Raw genomic sequence first — 15,142 nt, 5'->3', positions numbered from 1 at the left:
CGGTGTAACAACTGTTGCCAGATTCGGCTGCATCACCACGCAACGGAGTAGCGATCGATAACCCACAGCCATGTGCCGTCGTCCTGCCGGCGGGCGACCTCGGTGGTTATGCTCCCGTCAGGCAGCTTGGTTGACGTCAGCGCCAGGTCGCCATTGATGAGGGCGGGGCGCTGCTCTCCGGCGGCGAATTTCCGGCCCGTCGCGGTGATTTCGGCGAAGAGCGTTCGGATTGCCTCCCGGCCACGCGTCAACCGACCTTCGCCGCTGTCGACAACGGCGTTTGGCTCGAACAGCGCCACCATTCCGTCGATGTCGCCAGCCCATTGGCGGGCAATCAAAAGGCGCTCCAGATCCTGCGGATCGTGCGCCGGCGCGCGGTCTGGTTCAACGGTCACGGCGAACTCCTCCCTCGTCGACAAGGCCGCGACACTAGCCGAAGCCGGGGCCGGTTTCGACACGCCGGTTTCAATTTGCGCCGCTGCCGGCATTTCCAACGAAGCGACCACTCGTCATTGTAATGTCAATGTGCGGGCCCTACCTCTTCGACGTTCGAAACCTGCCCGTTCGGCCGGGTAAATTCTGGAGGCACCGATGTTCGATCCCAAGAAGCTCCTCGACGATCTGCTGGGCTCGCAAATCCCCGGCACGAGCGGCACCGTCCGCGACAAGGCGGGCCAGGCCGTGCAGATGGCCAAGGACAATCCGCTTGCCGCCGGCGCGCTGGCTGCGGTGCTGCTTGGAACCGGCGCCGGCCGGCAGGTCACCGGTACGGCTGTGAAGCTTGGCGGACTGGCCGCCATTGGCGGCCTCGCATACAAGGCCTACCAGAACTACAAGGCCGGCAATGCGCCGGCGCAAACGCCGGCCGCCGGCGAGCCGGAATTGCTGCCGCCGCCCGCCGACACCGCTTTCCATCCGTCACAGGCGCCGCAAGGCGAGGACGAATTCACGCTGACGCTGGTGCGGGCGATGATCTCGGCTGCGAAGGCCGATGGCCATGTCGACGACGAAGAGCGCCAGAAGATCGCCGGCAAGCTCAGCCTGTCCGGCATCGGCACGGAAGCGGAGAAGTTCCTGATGGCCGAACTGGAGAGCCCGCTCGACCTCGATACGCTGGTCGCCGGCGCCAAGACCGATGCGCAGAAGCTCGAACTCTATACAGCCTCGCGCCTCACCATCGATCCCGACACGCGCGCCGAACGCGGCTATCTCGACCTGCTCGCCGGACGTCTCGGCCTGCCGGACGCGCTGGTCGATCATGTCGAGGCGACGGTGTCGGCGGCGAAGGTGCCGGCTGGAACCTCGCCCAATCCGCGCTGGTAGGCTTCAGGCGAGCACTCCGGGCGGCCGAGGTGGACGCCATTGCGTTAGTGCCTCGTTAACCGAGCAAGCGCATCATTCTAAGCAGTCGGACCGGCTTCTCCTCCTCCCAAGCCCGGTTCAGATCAGGGGCGGTCGCCAATGACCGCCCTTTTTGTTGAACCGATCACGAACGGTTCGGCTTGCCATGGGAGCCGTCATTTGCGATGGCACATGTTCTTCCAGCCATGATCAGGGAGGACGGCGATGACAGCCATCACAGAGAAAACCGCCATCGTCACCGGAGCCGGTACGGGCATCGGCAAGAGTGTCGCGACCGCGCTGCTCAAGGCGGGCTGGAACACGGTGTTCTGCGGCCGCCGCAAGGCGGTGCTGGAGGAGGCGATCGCTGAAGCTGGGAAAACGGATGCCAAGGCGCTGGCGGTTGCCTGCGACATCAGCAAGGCCGACCAGGTCGATGATCTTTTCGAGACGGTGCTGGAGGCTTTCGGGCGCGTCGACCTGCTCTTCAACAATGCCGGCATGGGCTACAAGTCGACATTGATCGACGAGATCCCGGTCGAGGTGTGGACCGACATCGTCGGGGTCAATCTCACCGGCTCGTTCTTGTGCGCGCGCGCCGCCTTCGGCGCCATGCGCCGGCAGCAGCCGATGGGGGGCCGCATCATCAACAACGGCTCGGTGTCGGCCTATGCGCCGCGGCCTGGCTCGGTGCCTTACACCGCGACCAAGCACGCCATCACCGGACTGACCAAGACGCTGGCGCTCGACGGCCGGCCCTATGACATCGCCTGCGGCCAGATCGACATCGGCAATGCGCTGACCGACATGGCGCAAGCGATGACGGTCGGCGTGCCGCAGGCCAACGGATCGATCGCCGCCGAAGCGGTGATGGATGTCGAGCGCGTCGCCGATGCCGTGGTCCACATGGCAAGCCTGCCGCTCGACGCCAACGTGCTGTTCATGACCGTGATGGCGACGAAGATGCCGTTCGTCGGGCGCGGGTGAGCAGCCGGTTCGCGTAAGCGAATTCATCGTGCCAGTGGCACGATGAAAGGCCAGCGAACGCCGGGACGCTGCGAAGCAGCGGGGACCCGGCCGGGCGACCTTGGTTACTTCGCCAGGAACGCCTCGATCCGCTCCAGCGCGCGCAGGATGTTCTCCTCGGAATTGGCGTAGGAGAGCCTGATATAGCCTTCACCGAGAATGCCGAAGTCGGGGCCGCCGATCAGCGCCACGCCGGCTTCCTCGAGTAGCGCCGAGGCAAGTTTTTTCGCTTTCCAGCCGGTCTTGGAGACATTCGGGAAGGCGTAGAATGCGCCCTTCGGCGTGATGCAGGAGACGCCGGGCAGAGCGTTTAGCCCCTCGACCACGACCTTCCTGCGGTTGTCGAAGGCGCGCATCATCTTGTCGACGTCGTCCTGCGGTCCGTCGATGGCGGCAATGCCGGCGAACTGGCTCGGCGCGTTGACGCAGGACCAGCAATTGACCGCCAGTTTGCGCACCTTGTCGTGGAGATGGGCGCTCTTGTCGCCATTCGGCCAGATCGACCAGCCCATGCGCCAGCCGGTCATCGCCCAGGTCTTCGACCAGCCATTCAGCACGATCAGCCGGTCGCGGATTTCGGGGAAGGTGAGCAGCGAGCAGTGCGTCTCGCCATCATAGGTCATCACGTCGTAGATCTCGTCGGAGAGGATGGCGACATGCGGGTGGGCTTCCAGCCCTTTCGCGAGTTTCTCGATCTCGGCGCGAGGCGTAACGCCGCCGGTCGGGTTGGCCGGCGAGTTGAGGATCAGGAGCCTGGTCTTCGGCGTGATCAGCGCCAGCGTCTCCTCGGCCGAGAAGGCGAAGCCGTTCTCTTCGCGGATCGGCACCGGAATGGGGGCCGCACCGGTGAATTCGATCATCGAGCGGTAGATTGGAAAGCCGGGATCGGGATAGAGGATTTCCGTCCCCGGTTCGCCGAACATCAGGATCGCGGCGAACATGGTCGGCTTGCCGCCTGGCAGGATCATCACGCTCTCGGGTGAGACTTCGACGCCGGTGGTGGTCAGCGTGCGGCGCACCACCGCTTCGCGCGTCGCCAGCAGGCCGTTGGCCGGCGTGTAGCCATGGTGGCCGTCGCGCAGCGCCTTGATCGCCGCCTCGACGATGTGCTGTGGCGTCCTGAAGTCGGGCTGGCCGATGCCGAGATTGACGATGTCGCGGCCCTGATGGGCAAGCACCGTGGCGCGCGCGAGCACCGCGAAGGCATTTTCCTCGCCGAGACGGTCGAAGGCTGAAATCGTGTGGAGCATTTTTCCCGTCCCTGTGGTTCTTTCTCTCAGCGTGCGTTTTTGTGAGCGTCCGGTCACAAAAGTCAAACGGATTGGAGCCTTACGTGTCGGATAATCTCAAGAATTGGCAGCCGCGTCCGCGGCCCGAACGCAAGGTGCTTGAAGGCCGCACTGTCAGGCTTGAGCCGCTGAGTGCCGAAAAGCATGGCGACGGCCTCTACGAAGCGTCATCGGCGCCTGACGTCGGCGGCCGCTTCGCCTGGCTGCCAGACTATCCGCCAGAAACCCGTGCCGCTTTCCAGCCGTGGCTGGACAAGGTCGAAGCCAGCGAGGATCCGCTGTTCTTCACCGTTATCGACAAGGCCAGCGGCAAGGTCGCCGGGCGCCAGACGCTGATGCGCATCGATCCGGCCTATGGCGTCATCGAGATCGGCAACATCTATTGGGGGCCAATCATCTCGCGCAAGCCGGCGGCGACCGAAGCGCAGTTCCTATTCATGAAGTACATATTCGACGAGCTCGGCTATCGCCGTTACGAATGGAAATGCAACAACCGCAACGAGCCGTCGAAGCGCGCGGCCGAGCGTTTCGGCTTCAAGTTCGAGGGCATTTTCCGCCAGCATCTTGTCGTCAAGGGTGAAAACCGCGATACCGCGTGGTACTCGATCATCGACAAGGAATGGCCTGATCTGCGCAGAGCCTATGAGGCATGGCTCGACCCGGCCAATTTCGATGGTGACGGCCGGCAGAAGCGGCGGCTCGAGGAATTTCGCGCCGAGTTCAGCGCGTAATAGGAGCAGGCAGATGGCGCATAGCCACGATGATCATGGTTCGCATGGGCACGGTTCGCAAGGGCACAGCCACAGCCATGGCGCCGGCCATGTGCACGGCTCGACCGACAAGAAGCGGGTGCTGATCGCCGCCTGCCTGACGGCAGGCTTCATGGTCGCGGAGGCGCTTGGCGGCCTGCTGACGGGGTCGCTGGCGCTGCTGGCGGATGCCGGCCACATGCTCGCCGATTCGATCGCGCTCGGCCTTGCCTGGTATGCCTTCCATCTCGCCGGACGGCCGGCGACTGTCCGGCTGACCTATGGCTTCGGCCGCGTCAAGACTTTAGTCGCCTATACCAACGGCATCGCCATCTTCGCCATCGCATTGTGGATCGTCTACGAGGCCTGGGGACGGCTGATGACGCCGGCGCCGGTGCTCGGCGGACCGATGCTGGTGGTGGCGATCGTCGGCCTGCTGGTGAACATCGGTTCGTTCTTCGTGCTGCATGGCGGCGATCGCGACAACCTCAACATGCGCGGCGCCATCCTGCATGTGCTGGGCGACCTGCTCGGCTCGGCGGCGGCCATCGTGGCCGCGCTGGTCATCCTGGCGACCGGCTGGACGCCCATCGATCCGATCCTGTCGGTGCTGGTCTCGCTGCTGATCCTGTCGACGGCGTGGTCGCTGATGCGCGAAGCCGCCCATGTCCTGCTCGAAGGCGTGCCGGCTAGCCTCGACCGCGATCTCATCGCCAAGGACCTGGAGGGAACGGTGAAGGGCGTACGCGAGGTGCATCACATGCATGTCTGGTCGCTCGACGGCTCAGCCAACATGGCGACGCTGCACGCCTGCCTCAATGACGGGGTCGATGCCCATACCGCGGTCAGCGCCATCAAGAAACGGCTTGCGGCCGAGCACGGCATCAGCCATGCCACTGTCGAACCGGAATTCGGGCACTGCGCCGATGACGAGCATGACCACGACCATGACCATGCACACGGTACGGCGCCGCATCACGGTCACTATCACTGACGCAGGAACTCCTATGACATTGGCAATGAGCCTGATTTTCCGTCGCAGCGGGCGCGCGTGATGGATCGCGATACGCGCAATGCGCTGATCGCGGCGGCATGGATCATGCTGCTGTTCGGCCTCGCCGCCTATTGGCTGCCAACAGTGATGCTGGCGGTCGGCAGCGTCTCGACCGTTCTTGCAGTCATTGTCGCGGCTATCTTCCTGGCGGCGTTGTTCGTCGTGTTCTGGCTGCGCGGCCGCAGCCAACGCAAAAAGGGTCTTTGACAATGCGCATTCTGATCACTGGCGCGGCAGGCATGGTCGGCCGCAAGCTCATTGCCCGGCTGGCGAAAGACCGGACGCTGCGCGGGCAAAGGATCACCGCGCTCGACCTGCACGACATCGTGCCGCCGCAGGCGCCCGCCATCGAAGGCGTCGATGCCTCCATCCATACCGGCGACCTCGCAGCACCCGGCGCGACGGCAAGCCTGGTCGCCTCGCGCCCCGACGTGATCTTTCATCTTGCCGGCATCGTGTCGGGCGAGGCGGAGGCCAATTTCGATCTCGGCTACCGCGTCAATCTCGACGGCACGCGTGCGCTGTTCGATGCCGTCCGGCTGGCGGCGTTCGCGCCACGCCTCGTCTTCACCTCGTCGATCGCCGTGTTCGGCGCGCCGTTTCCGGATGTCATCCCGGACGAGTTCCACCCGACGCCGCTGACGTCCTACGGCACGCAGAAGCTGATGGGCGAGGCGCTGCTTGCCGACTATTCCAGGCGCGGCTTCTTCGACGGCATCGGCATCAGGCTGCCGACCATTTGCGTGCGGCCCGGAAAGCCGAACAAGGCTGCCTCAGGCTTCTTCTCCGGCATCATCCGCGAGCCATTGAGCGGTCAGGAGGCGATTCTGCCGGTGCCGCGCTCGGTCGTGCATACCCATGCCAGCCCGCGCTCGGCGGTGAACTTCCTGATCCATGCGGCCGGGATCGACGGCAGCGCCGTCGGTCCGCGCCGCAACCTGACCATGCCCGGCGTCGCCGTCACGGTCGGCGAGCAGATCGAGGCGCTGGAACGCGTCGCCGGCGCCAGCGCGGTGAAGCTTATCCGCGAGCAGCCCGACGAAACGGTCTGGGCGATCGTCAAGGGCTGGCCGACGCGGTTCGAGGCGCGGCGTTCGAGGGAACTCGGCTTTAGCGCCGAAGAGAGTTTCGACGAGATCATCCACGCCCATATCGAGGATGAGCTGGACGGCAAGGTCGCGGGTTAAACGCTGCCCGTCAGGCTGGCTGACAGAAGCAGCAATCCGAACAGGAAGACGAAGGCCGCGCCGCCGATCTCGACGATCGAGTGGATGCGGTTGCCCATGCGGCCGTCGCCGGCGAAATAGACGGCCCAGTTCTTGGCGGTGACGGCGAGCGTCGCCAGCGCCGAGACCGTGATCGCCGTGCCGAGCGACATCGCCAGGACCGACAGCAAGCCGCCGAGCCATAGACCGTTGAGCAGAGCGAAGCTCAGCACGATCAGCGCGCCGGAACAGGGGCGGATGCCGACGGCGGCCACCGCCGACCACGCCGTGCGCCAGTCGAAGCGGTCGCCCGACAGCAGCGCCGGGTCCGGTGCATGCGAATGGCCGCAGGTCTCGCAGACTTCGCCCGCCGCGTGATCGTGATGGGCATGCGCGCTGTGGTCGTGCGCGCCGTGGCCGTGATGATCGTGGGCATGCGCCCCGTGGTCGTGATCATGCGAATGGTCATGGTCCGTATGATCGTGGTCGTCATGGCTGTGGGCGTGACGCACGTGGGAATGCGCCGAATGGCCATGCGCGGCATGGGAATGGCCCGCATGCGAATGTCCGCCATGCGAATGGGCGTGAGCTGCCGAGAGACTGTAGGCCGGGCCGGTGCCGAACAGGCGCAGGACGGTCGGGCCGAGCTTGCGCCACAGCAGCCAGGCACCGAACAAGGTGACGAAGACAAAGCTCATGATCTCCATGAACCATGCAGCATCGGTCATCGAGACGGTGGTGCCGCGCAGCACGAAATAGGCGAGCAGCATCACGGCGATCGCCGTCAGCCCCTGCAGCAGGGCCGAGACGAAGGACAGCAGGATGCCACGCTTCAGCGCCACTTCGTTGGCCACCATGTAGGACGAGATCACCGCCTTGCCGTGACCGGGGCCAGCGGCGTGGAAAATGCCATAGGCGAAGGACAGGGCTATCAGCAGCCACATCTTGCTGCCGTCCTGGCGCATCGCTTTCATCGCCGTCGCCAGCGCGCGGTAGAACTCCTGCTGTCTGAGATTGATCCACATCAGGATGTGGGCGAAAGGACCGCTGGCGGTGGGGGCCATGCCGTCATTGGTGCCGATGCCGAGCGAGCTCTGGGCATGGGCGGAGCCGAGGAAGTGCGTCATCAGCAGAGCGGCGGCCACGAGGCCGAGCGCCAGGCGCGGGGACGGTTTCATCACCGGATCTATCCTTCTGGCGGGCAGTTCAGTTCGAGCTTGGTGGCGAAGATCTTGCTCATGTCGGTGCCTGTCGGATCGTTGAAGAAGGCTTCCGTCAGGGTCTTCTGGTTCTCGGCTATGGCCTCGTCCGGATCCGGACGGACGACCTTCTTGGTGCATGTCGAGGGAAGGCCTTCGACCGTGATGTTGGAATCCTCGATGAAATCGATCGCCGTGTAGAAGGTCGGGTCGTAGACGCCGATGTCGATCTTGCCGGACAGCTTGATCGGCTGCTTCGGCTCGGACTCGAACAGGATGATGAGCTGGTCGTTCTCGAAATTGGCCATCAGATGCGGCGGCGGCGTCATAGGCACGTCGTTGCCGTCGACGGTGACGAGCTGGAAGTAGTTGAATTCGGCGAGCGAGGCATGAACGGTGTCGGCGACATCCTTCAGCTCCTTGTCGTCAAGCTTCAGGTCGGAATTCTTGTCGAACTCCATCATCACCGTACTCGAAAACAGGTCATCGAAGCGCCAGAGATGACGCAGCGCTTTCACACTTTGGTGATCCGGGCTGAGGATGACGTCAAGGCGGGCCTCGGCGAAGACGTGGGGGTGCGCAGCGGCCGCTCCGACCGCGGCAAATGTCGCCGCCATGGCCGAAGCCATCACAATTGCCTGCCGTTTCAGCTGCATTCTCGGTCGCGATTCCATCGACTTCGGTAGGCGTCGAGAGTTACCAGAAACGGGGCGAAATTGGGACCGCCGGGCCGAGAGCCGTCAGGCGGCGTCGCGCGCCCTGAACCATTGCACCAGGAAATCGACGAAGACGCGGACCTTGGCGGGCAGGTATCGCCGATGCGGATAGACGGCGAAGATGCCGGCGCCCGACAGGATACGGTCGTCCAGCGCGGTCACCAATCGGCCGCTCTCGAGATCAGGCGCGGCGATGAAATCCGGCAGTATGGTGAACCCAAGCCCCGACACGGCGGCAGCCCGTGCCGCCATCGGGCTGTTGACCTCGACCGGACCGGAGACCGAAACGCTCACCGTATCGCTGCCGTCGCCCTTGAACTGCCAGTTGTTCAGCCCGCGACCGTTGGTGTCGACGATGCAGGGAATTCGGGCAAGGTCTTGCGGCCGCGTCGGCATGCCGTGCCTGGCGATGAGTTCCGGAGAGGCGCAGAGCCGCACCGAAAACGGCGCCAGGCGCCTGGCGATGAGCGAGGAATTTTCCAGCCGCGAAATGCGCACCGCGAGATCGAAGCCCTCTTCGACCAGGTCAACGAAGCGGTCGTCGAGCTGGATGTCGAGCACGATGTCGGGGTGCTGCTTGGCGAAGTCGATCAGCGACTGGCCGATCGGCGCGTCGGCGAAAGTGCGCGGCGCCGAAAGCTTGATGCGGCCGCGCACATCGCCGGAGGATTCGCGCACCGCGTCCGCCAGGCTGTCGACCTCGCGTACGATCTCCGAGGCGCGCCGGTAATAGGTATGGCCGGCTTCGGTCATTGAGAACTGCCGCGTGGTGCGGTTCAACAGCAGCGCGCCGAGTTCGTCCTCCAGTTCGCGCACGTATTTCGACAGCAGCGCCTTGGAACGGCCGATCTTGCGCGCGGCCGCCGAAAAGCCTTCGGCTTCGACCACGTCGATGAAGGCGCGCATCCGGGTCAGCGTGTCCATGGCTCAGGCCTTTCGTGCGGCGTCGAGAAGTTTGCGGCCGAGCCGTATCAGGGCGATGTCGCTTCCGGAAGGGCCGAGCAGCGAAAGGCCGAAGGGCGCGCCGTCGACCGATCCGAGCGGCAGCGTGATCTGCGGAAAACCGGACAGTCCCGAAAGGCACAACAGATGCAGCGCCCTTTCGCGATAGGCCTGAAGCTGCTCCGCCGTGCCGTTGACGAGCGGTGCCGGGCCGGGAACCGTCGGCAGGACGAGAAAGCCATGGTTGCCAAGCGATTTGGCGAGCTCGGTGCGGAAGATCAGCCGGCGAGTTGCCTCTGCTTCAGCGGTCCTGGTGTCGACCGCGCGGCCGAAACCGAAGCGCTCGTCGACGCCGGGACCAAGGTGAGGCTCGCCAGCCGCGATCCAGTCGCCATGCACCTGCCAGGCCTCGTAGGCCTGCAGCCGGCGGAAGCACCAATAGAGCTCGTCGGGGAGAGAGGCGAAGCCGTGTTCGACCGGCGCCGGCTCGCCGAAAACGGCTGCCGCCCGCGCTTTCATCTCAGCATATTCGGCGGCCTCGGCTGGCCCGGCGACGAAGGCGTCCAGCCAGCCAATCGAAAGCGGGCGGTTGAGCGCGTGCTGATGCGGGTCACGGCCGAGCAGCAGTTTGCCGACCGCCTCATAGGTCTCGATGTCGTCGGCGAACCAGCCGAAGGTGTCGAGGCTTGGCGCCAGTTTCATGGCGCCCTGCAGTGAGACGCGGCCATGCGTGGTGCGCAGCCCAATCAGCCCGCAGAAGCTGGCCGGAGCGCGGATGGAGCCGCCGGTGTCCGAGCCGACGGCAATGTCGGCAAGCCCACCCGCCACCGCGGCGGCCGAACCGGACGAGGAACCGCCGGTGACACGGTCGGGCGCGGCCGGGTTCACCGGAAACGGGAAATGCGCATTCTGGCCCATCAGCGAGAAGGCAAGCTCGTCAGTCTGGGTCTTGCCGACAAAGCGGGCGCCGGCGTCGAGCATCACCTGCACGGCCTCGGCCGTCTGCGAGGCGGCGTGGGCCTCAGCGAACTTGCGCGGGTTGCCGCAGCCGGTGCGGTAGCCGGCGACGTCGTAGATGTCCTTGACGGCGAGCCTGAGGCCCGCCAACGGGCCCAATTGCGCATGCGCCACCGGCATTTGCCGAAGGTCGAGGAAAGCGTTGAGCGGGCCGTGCGTGCCTGTCATCGTTCAATATCCGGATACGGTCATGCGTAGATTGTTCGGTGCCGGAAATTTTACAACCGGGGGATACGATTTTTATTGATTGTGAATTCCTTCGCTCTTATATCGCGCTTGCCCAAAGTCGCACGTGCCTGTGGGTGTCCGCCGATCCTCGAATGGTGAGGGCAATCGGTAAGGTAACTGGAGCTAACCCCTCCAGTCGGTTTAGCGGCCAACCGCCAGACCGAGGACACCTTGAAGCAACGACGGTGCGGGCCTTTCTGGTGTTCTGCCGGTCGTCCAAAGACCGGGGTTACTGAAGAGGCACACCTTCATTGCCGGCAGTGCGGACGGGTCTCCCATCCAAGCCAAGGCAGACAAAGCGAACCGAGGCCGGGCAAGGCCAAGGTTCACCGCCGCGAGACGGCGCTTCATGGTTCCGGGGTCTCCACCGGCTGGTTCCATGGATTTCCGTCCCGCCTTTGTCCACCGCGTGTTCGCGAGGCCGACAGCCCGCGTCCCGCAGCCTTACTGCGCGCCGCAAGGCGCTGATGGAGAGACCCCGATGGCTACCCAGCGCATCCTTGACTTCCTCGCCACCCGACGTCCGAACGGCCCCTGCCTCGTCGTCGACCTCGATGTCGTGCGCGACAATTTCCGCGCCTTCGAGAAGGCGCTGCCCGATTCGAAAATCTACTATGCGGTGAAAGCAAACCCGGCGCCGGAAATCCTGCGCCTCCTTGCTGCGATGGGCTCGTCCTTCGACACCGCTTCCGTTGCCGAAGTCGAGATGGCGATGGACGCCGGTGCGCCGGCGGACCGCATCTCCTTCGGCAACACCATCAAGAAGGAGCGTGACATCGCACGCGCCTACCAGCTCGGCATCCGGCTGTTCGCGGTCGATTGCGTCGAGGAAGTCGAGAAGATCGCCCGCGTCGCTCCCGGCGCGCGCGTCTTCTGCCGCGTGCTGACCGATGGCGAGGGCGCCGAGTGGCCGCTGTCGCGCAAGTTCGGCTGCGTGCCGGCGATGGCGGTCGACGTGCTGCGCCATGCCAAGGGCCTCGGCCTCGACGCCTACGGCGTGTCGTTCCATGTCGGCTCGCAGCAGACCGACCTGACGGCCTGGGACCGCGCGCTGGGCGATGCCAAAAAGGTGTTCGCGACGCTCGCCGACGAAGGCATCGTACTGAAGATGGTCAATATGGGCGGTGGCTTCCCGACCCGCTACCTGAAGGACGTTCCAGTGGCACAAGCCTATGGCCAGGCGATCTTCTCGGCGCTGCGCAAGCATTTCGGCAATGCGCTGCCCGAGACCATCATCGAGCCGGGCCGTGGCATGGTCGGCAATGCCGGCGTCATCAAGTCGGAAGTCGTGCTGATCTCGAAGAAGGCCGACAACGACAATGTGCGCTGGGTGTTCCTCGACATCGGCAAGTTCGGCGGTCTGGCCGAGACGATGGACGAGGCGATCCGCTACCCGATCGTCACCGCGCATGACGGCACCGAGACCGCGCCTTGCGTGCTCGCCGGGCCGACCTGCGACTCGGCCGACGTGATGTACGAGAAGACGCCGTATCCGCTGCCCTTGTCGCTGACCATCGGCGACGAGGTGCTGATCGAAGGCACCGGCGCCTACACGACGACCTATGCCTCGGTCGCCTTCAACGGCTTCGAGCCGCTCCGATCCTACGTGATCTGACGGTTCGAAAGAACCGATCAGATCATCCCAGGTGGGCGCCCGTCGCCCGCCCGGGCTCGCCTGTGGAACAGATCTCCGCTCGTGAAGGATTGCGGAAATGGAAATGCCAGTTGAAATCGTGGACCACTCGCCGGTCCTTGCCCTCGTCGCCGAAACCACTGCCGATGTCGCGGCGCGTGAAGCGCTGCTCGATCGCGCCATGGGTCCGAAGCGGCGGAAGAAATCGTCGGAGAAGCTGCGCCGTGGGCGCCGCCCCTCCGAAGGCCTCGCCTTTGTCGCACGCGATGCGGCGGGCGCAGTCGCCGGCACCGTGCGGCTGTGGGACGTGACGTTGGGCGAGGGCGGTCCGGCGGCCCTGATGCTCGGCCCGCTCGCTGTCGACCCCGCGCTCAAGAATGCCGGCATCGGCTCGGCGCTGATGCGGCACGCGGTGGCCGAGGCGGCGCGCCTTGGCCACGGCGCCATCCTGCTTGTCGGCGACGCACCCTACTATGGGCGCTTCGGTTTCTCGGCGGCAAAGACCGGCGCGCTTGCCATGCCTGGCCCCTACGAGCGGCACCGGCTGCTGGCGCTGGAACTGACGGACGGCGCGCTTGACGGCGTGCAGGGCACGCTGCGGGCGGCAGGGCGCAAGTTGAAGGCGCTGCCGCTGACTTTCGCAGCGTAAGGACCCAAGGCTGGTAGAAAGCAAAACGCCGCCCGATGGGCGGCGTTTTGTCTTGATTGGAAGCGGATCAGCCGAGCAGCTGGCTGAGCGCCATGGCGACCGTCATGTCGCCCTCGACCTTGATCTTGCCGGACATGAACGCCATGGTTGGGTTGAGGTCGCCTGCGATCAGCGAGTCCAGATCGTCGAGCGAGAGCTTCACGGTGCAATCGGTCGGTGCGTCGGTGGTCGAGACGGTCGCGCCGTCGATGACGATGACGCCGTCGCTGCCCGTGTCGAACTTCACCGAATGCTCGAAACCGGCGCTTGCCACGCGCGACTTGATCCGGTCGGCAATCTCCTGAACGCCCATGGCTGTTCTCCTCGTCTGGTTGCGTTGATGCGCATATAGCTTCGAGTTGACGTTTACGTCAACGCGGCCGAGATGCGTCATCTTGGTTTCGGTCAGGATATGTGGGGTCCGTCAGACTTTCGGTTCGCTCGAACCGAAACACCGCTTGCGGCCAATCTGCCTTGCGGCAGGTCAATGTGCCGCGGGAGCCTTGGGCGGTTCGGTCGCTGTCTCACCGTCATTTTTGCGCCGGCGCATGGCGTTGTCGCGGATCTCGTCCTTGGTCAGGAAGTTGACCTGGTCGATCAGCACATCATGCACCAGTTCCTCGCCGACGCGCGCATTGACGGTTTCGCGGATGGCGTTGCGGAACGCGTCGAGGTCGATCGTTTCCTTCTTGGTAAAGTCGATCTGCGGATTGGCATAGAGGTAGGAATAGACCTGGTCGGTCATCAGCGCGCCGGCCGGGATCGACAGTTTCTTTATCTCGGCGGGTTCGACCGTGTAGACGAGCTTGGTCAGAAAATAGCCGTCGATCCTGGAGTCGCGGATCAGCGGCACCGAGATCATGTCGGTCTTGACGTAATCGAGACCGCCCAGCATCGGCTTGGGTGTCTCGCCGACGCCTTTTTCGCCGGCTGCCTGGAACGAATAGAACACCGCGCCAAGCGTGGCGGCGCAGATCCAGATCGCGGCGGCGATGAATTTGATCACCGGCTGTTTCCTCGCGCGGTTCTTCCGCTCGCTATCACGCTCTCGCCCAGCCGAATTCGCCGGCCGAATAGGTGCCGTCGGCTTCGGCGCGCTGGATAGCGTTCTTCAAAAGGCTGGCGACCTCGTTGACGGCGTTGAGATGAGCGAGGATCGCCGCCTCGTTGCGCGCCAGCTTCTGGCGCAGCCGCGTCAACCCCTCGCGGTGCTGCTCCAGGAATTCGACCTCGTTGCCGCCCTTGATGGCGCGGGTCATTTCATAGAGGTAGCGGCTCTTGCGGGCGTTCGAGGCCTTGAGGTCGAAACCTGTGCCAGTACGGATGCCCGCCGTCTCTTCGTCGACAGCGTCCTCGATGCGGCCGATGATGGCGGCAAGGTTTCCGGGTCGCGCGAAGGGGATGGGCGCGTCAGGCGCGACCGTGCGGGCAGGCAGGTTGGAGAAGTCCGATTTGTCGGCCATGTATATCCCTAGATTTTGATATCTGCTTTTATGGTTGTCTCATCGCCGGTCATCGACCGCGCGGCCTGGCGCTGCAATTCCTGGACCATGGAGGTCGACAGCCGCGTCTGCTGGTCGATCTCGGCCTTGTCCGGGCCGCCCGAAACGGGGCCGACGGGCACCATGCGCTTGCCGTCCATGTAGTGGTCGGCGAGCAGCGATTTGGCGATGCCGATGCCTCCGCGCGCGGCCATGACATCGGCCAGGTGCTCGGCGAGCTGCGATTTCCACATGTCGCCGGCCAAGCCCTTGCCGTACACGCCTTCGGTGTCCTTGGGCATCATGTTCTGGATGAAGGTCTGCAGCACCATCGCCTCGAAGCGCTGGAATTTTTTCGCCGGGTTGGCCGCCCCGGCAGCGTCAGCCGTGGCGCGCGACAGGATCGAGCCGGCATCAGCCGAAGCGGCGGTATCGACCGAAAAGGTCCCGGGATTACCGCCTGCCCGCTTCGCCAGCGCCGTGCGGGCAGCTTCGATGTCCGCCGGTTCGACTGCGCGGGCAACATCCAGAACGATGTCGCTGGGTGGAGAAATGGCCAAGAAGGTCCGCCTTT

At 64.7% G+C, this 15,142-nt stretch carries 18 protein-coding genes; 8 read left to right on the top strand and 10 right to left on the bottom strand.

The genetic code is table 11. The features are described 5' to 3' along the window. Positions 1-32: 32 nt before the first annotated feature. Entirely contained in the window at positions 33-494 is a 462-nt protein-coding gene (locus ACSQ3Z_RS21865) for a YybH family protein (RefSeq protein WP_436173347.1), read from the bottom strand. 97 nt (positions 495-591) lie between these two features. On the opposite strand from ACSQ3Z_RS21865, the gene ACSQ3Z_RS21860 reads away from it, so the two are divergent. Both ACSQ3Z_RS21860 and ACSQ3Z_RS21855 read left to right on the top strand, forming a co-directional pair. Beyond that, complete coding sequence (locus ACSQ3Z_RS21860) at positions 592-1,323, top strand: tellurite resistance TerB family protein (RefSeq protein ID WP_436173346.1); 732 nt, start codon at positions 592-594, stop codon at positions 1,321-1,323. A 243-nt stretch (positions 1,324-1,566) separates the two neighbouring features. Continuing rightward, positions 1,567-2,328: an SDR family oxidoreductase gene (locus ACSQ3Z_RS21855; protein WP_436173345.1), complete on the top strand. Its 762-nt coding sequence runs from the start codon at positions 1,567-1,569 to the stop codon at positions 2,326-2,328. Positions 2,329-2,432: 104 nt separating this feature from the next. Here ACSQ3Z_RS21855 and ACSQ3Z_RS21850 read toward each other — a convergent pair whose 3' ends face one another. Further along, positions 2,433-3,617, bottom strand: a complete 1,185-nt coding sequence (locus ACSQ3Z_RS21850; protein ID WP_436173344.1) for a pyridoxal phosphate-dependent aminotransferase — start codon at positions 3,615-3,617, stop codon at positions 2,433-2,435. 83 nt (positions 3,618-3,700) lie between these two features. Here ACSQ3Z_RS21850 and ACSQ3Z_RS21845 point away from each other — a divergent pair, with 83 nt between their 5' ends. Genes ACSQ3Z_RS21845 through denD form a run of 4 tightly spaced genes read left to right on the top strand, consistent with a single transcriptional unit; the run spans position 3,701 to position 6,646 of the window. Then, a complete protein-coding gene (locus tag ACSQ3Z_RS21845; protein ID WP_436173343.1) occupies positions 3,701-4,387 on the top strand; it encodes a GNAT family N-acetyltransferase in 687 nt (228 codons plus the stop codon). Between the two features lie 13 nt (positions 4,388-4,400). Then, complete coding sequence (locus tag ACSQ3Z_RS21840) at positions 4,401-5,399, top strand: cation diffusion facilitator family transporter (protein ID WP_436173342.1); 999 nt, start codon at positions 4,401-4,403, stop codon at positions 5,397-5,399. Positions 5,400-5,459: 60 nt separating this feature from the next. Then, a complete protein-coding gene (locus tag ACSQ3Z_RS21835; protein WP_436173341.1) occupies positions 5,460-5,666 on the top strand; it encodes a hypothetical protein in 207 nt (68 codons plus the stop codon). Positions 5,667-5,668: 2 nt separating this feature from the next. After that, positions 5,669-6,646, top strand: a complete 978-nt coding sequence (gene denD / locus ACSQ3Z_RS21830; RefSeq protein WP_436173340.1) for a D-erythronate dehydrogenase — start codon at positions 5,669-5,671, stop codon at positions 6,644-6,646. Here the strand turns inward: denD and ACSQ3Z_RS21825 are convergent. The 4 genes from ACSQ3Z_RS21825 to ACSQ3Z_RS21810 all read right to left on the bottom strand — a co-directional run bounded on the left by ACSQ3Z_RS21825 (position 6,643) and on the right by ACSQ3Z_RS21810 (position 10,706). Then, positions 6,643-7,842, bottom strand: a complete 1,200-nt coding sequence (locus ACSQ3Z_RS21825) for a nickel/cobalt transporter (RefSeq protein WP_436173961.1) — start codon at positions 7,840-7,842, stop codon at positions 6,643-6,645. The genes denD and ACSQ3Z_RS21825 overlap by 4 nt on opposite strands. Positions 7,843-7,850: 8 nt before the next feature. After that, a complete protein-coding gene (locus tag ACSQ3Z_RS21820; RefSeq protein WP_436173339.1) occupies positions 7,851-8,519 on the bottom strand; it encodes a DUF1007 family protein in 669 nt (222 codons plus the stop codon). Between the two features lie 84 nt (positions 8,520-8,603). Further along, a complete protein-coding gene (locus ACSQ3Z_RS21815) occupies positions 8,604-9,503 on the bottom strand; it encodes a LysR family transcriptional regulator (RefSeq protein WP_436173338.1) in 900 nt (299 codons plus the stop codon). A gap of 3 nt (positions 9,504-9,506) precedes the next feature. Then, on the bottom strand, positions 9,507-10,706 hold the full coding sequence (locus ACSQ3Z_RS21810) for an amidase (protein WP_436173337.1): 1,200 nt from the start codon (positions 10,704-10,706) through the stop codon (positions 9,507-9,509). Between the two features lie 541 nt (positions 10,707-11,247). Between ACSQ3Z_RS21810 and odc2 the strand changes: the two genes are divergently transcribed. Together odc2 and ACSQ3Z_RS21800 are read left to right on the top strand one after the other, a co-directional pair. Then, the gene (gene odc2 / locus ACSQ3Z_RS21805) at positions 11,248-12,381 is read left to right on the top strand and encodes an ornithine/lysine decarboxylase (RefSeq protein WP_436173336.1); all 1,134 of its coding nucleotides are present in this window, start codon (positions 11,248-11,250) and stop codon (positions 12,379-12,381) included. A 97-nt stretch (positions 12,382-12,478) separates the two neighbouring features. Beyond that, positions 12,479-13,048, top strand: a complete 570-nt coding sequence (locus ACSQ3Z_RS21800; protein WP_436173335.1) for a GNAT family N-acetyltransferase — start codon at positions 12,479-12,481, stop codon at positions 13,046-13,048. A gap of 67 nt (positions 13,049-13,115) precedes the next feature. Here ACSQ3Z_RS21800 and ACSQ3Z_RS21795 read toward each other — a convergent pair whose 3' ends face one another. The 4 genes from ACSQ3Z_RS21795 to ACSQ3Z_RS21780 form a co-directional block, all read right to left on the bottom strand. Further along, the gene (locus ACSQ3Z_RS21795) at positions 13,116-13,400 is read right to left on the bottom strand and encodes an SCP2 sterol-binding domain-containing protein (RefSeq protein ID WP_006199422.1); all 285 of its coding nucleotides are present in this window, start codon (positions 13,398-13,400) and stop codon (positions 13,116-13,118) included. Positions 13,401-13,571: 171 nt separating this feature from the next. Next, the gene (locus ACSQ3Z_RS21790; RefSeq protein WP_436173334.1) at positions 13,572-14,093 is read right to left on the bottom strand and encodes a hypothetical protein; all 522 of its coding nucleotides are present in this window, start codon (positions 14,091-14,093) and stop codon (positions 13,572-13,574) included. 34 nt (positions 14,094-14,127) lie between these two features. After that, positions 14,128-14,550 (bottom strand): hypothetical protein, encoded by a 423-nt coding sequence (locus tag ACSQ3Z_RS21785; protein WP_436173333.1) that lies wholly within the window; start codon positions 14,548-14,550, stop codon positions 14,128-14,130. A gap of 8 nt (positions 14,551-14,558) precedes the next feature. After that, positions 14,559-15,128, bottom strand: coding sequence for a rod-binding protein (locus ACSQ3Z_RS21780; RefSeq protein ID WP_436173332.1), 570 nt, complete (start codon positions 15,126-15,128; stop codon positions 14,559-14,561). Positions 15,129-15,142 lie beyond the last annotated feature (14 nt).

This window comes from Mesorhizobium sp. LjNodule214 (genome assembly GCF_964252735.1).
In the GTDB taxonomy this organism is placed as follows: domain Bacteria; phylum Pseudomonadota; class Alphaproteobacteria; order Rhizobiales; family Rhizobiaceae; genus Mesorhizobium.
This window is presented reverse-complemented; position numbering and strand designations above follow the sequence as displayed.

Bases quoted from the DNA above. Each gene is read 5' to 3' on its own strand.
- ACSQ3Z_RS21860 (WP_436173346.1), top strand. From the start codon at position 592: ATGTTCGATCCCAAGAAGCTCCTCGACGATCTGCTGGGCTCGCAAATC.
- ACSQ3Z_RS21855 (WP_436173345.1), top strand. From the start codon at position 1,567: ATGACAGCCATCACAGAGAAAACCGCCATCGTCACCGGAGCCGGTACG.
- ACSQ3Z_RS21850 (WP_436173344.1), bottom strand. From the start codon at position 3,617: ATGCTCCACACGATTTCAGCCTTCGACCGTCTCGGCGAGGAAAATGCC.
- ACSQ3Z_RS21840 (WP_436173342.1), top strand. From the start codon at position 4,401: ATGGCGCATAGCCACGATGATCATGGTTCGCATGGGCACGGTTCGCAA.
- ACSQ3Z_RS21835 (WP_436173341.1), top strand. From the start codon at position 5,460: ATGGATCGCGATACGCGCAATGCGCTGATCGCGGCGGCATGGATCATG.
- denD (WP_436173340.1), top strand. From the start codon at position 5,669: ATGCGCATTCTGATCACTGGCGCGGCAGGCATGGTCGGCCGCAAGCTC.
- ACSQ3Z_RS21825 (WP_436173961.1), bottom strand. From the start codon at position 7,842: ATGAAACCGTCCCCGCGCCTGGCGCTCGGCCTCGTGGCCGCCGCTCTG.
- ACSQ3Z_RS21820 (WP_436173339.1), bottom strand. From the start codon at position 8,519: ATGCAGCTGAAACGGCAGGCAATTGTGATGGCTTCGGCCATGGCGGCG.
- ACSQ3Z_RS21815 (WP_436173338.1), bottom strand. From the start codon at position 9,503: ATGGACACGCTGACCCGGATGCGCGCCTTCATCGACGTGGTCGAAGCC.
- ACSQ3Z_RS21810 (WP_436173337.1), bottom strand. From the start codon at position 10,706: ATGACAGGCACGCACGGCCCGCTCAACGCTTTCCTCGACCTTCGGCAA.
- odc2 (WP_436173336.1), top strand. From the start codon at position 11,248: ATGGCTACCCAGCGCATCCTTGACTTCCTCGCCACCCGACGTCCGAAC.
- ACSQ3Z_RS21800 (WP_436173335.1), top strand. From the start codon at position 12,479: ATGGAAATGCCAGTTGAAATCGTGGACCACTCGCCGGTCCTTGCCCTC.
- ACSQ3Z_RS21795 (WP_006199422.1), bottom strand. From the start codon at position 13,400: ATGGGCGTTCAGGAGATTGCCGACCGGATCAAGTCGCGCGTGGCAAGC.
- ACSQ3Z_RS21785 (WP_436173333.1), bottom strand. From the start codon at position 14,550: ATGGCCGACAAATCGGACTTCTCCAACCTGCCTGCCCGCACGGTCGCG.